1 protein-coding gene is annotated in these 787 nt (G+C 71.2%); it reads right to left on the bottom strand.

All coding sequences use genetic code 11. From position 1 onward, the window contains the following. A partial coding sequence (locus IH13_RS39515) for a type I polyketide synthase (RefSeq protein WP_199814938.1) occupies window positions 1-787 on the bottom strand: 787 nt, incomplete at both ends.

The raw sequence follows: 787 nt of genomic DNA on the forward strand, positions 1-787 counted from the left end.
TGAGCCACGCCCGTCCGCCAACGCGTTCAGGCCTGCGGCCAACTCATCACGTCCCGAGGCCACCACGGCGGCCCGGTGCGTGAACCTCGTACGCGCGGTGGCCAGCGACCACGCCATGTCCGGCAGGGCCACGTCGGGCTGACGATCCAGCAGACCCAGCAACCGCGCGGACTGCTCAGCCACCGCGTCGGACGACTTCCCGGACAGCACGAACGGCAGCATGGCACCGCCCAGCGGCGAGGTGCCTTCGGAGGAAGTCCTGGGGGCCTCGTCGGCGGGTGCCTGCTCAACGATCACGTGCGCGTTGGTTCCGCTCATGCCGAAGGACGAGACGCCCGCCCTACGGGGCTCTCCCCTGCCCGGCCACTCCATCTGCTCGGTCAGCAGCTCGACGGCGCCCGCCGACCAGTCGACCTGTGCGGAAGGAGTGCCGACGTGCAGGGTGCGCGGCAGCGTCCCGTGCCGCATCGCCATGACCATCTTGATCACACCGGCCACGCCGGCCGCGGCCTGCGAATGCCCGATGTTCGACTTCAGGGCTCCGAGGCGCAGGGGCCGAGCCGCGGAGCGGCCCTGGCCGTAGGTCGCCATGAGCGCCTCGGCCTCGATCGGGTCACCGAGCCGGGTACCGGTCCCGTGCGCCTCGACAGCATCGATGTCCTCGGCAGACAGCCGGGCGTCCGCGAGGGCCTGGAGAATGACACGTTGCTGCGAAGGGCCGTTGGGCGCGGTCAGACCGTTGGACGCACCGTCCTGATTGACGGCGGTGCCCCGCACGACCGCCAGT

Origin of the sequence: Streptomyces sp. NRRL WC-3549 (genome assembly GCF_000721935.1) — a bacterium.
In the GTDB taxonomy this organism is placed as follows: Bacteria; Actinomycetota; Actinomycetes; order Streptomycetales; family Streptomycetaceae; genus Streptomyces.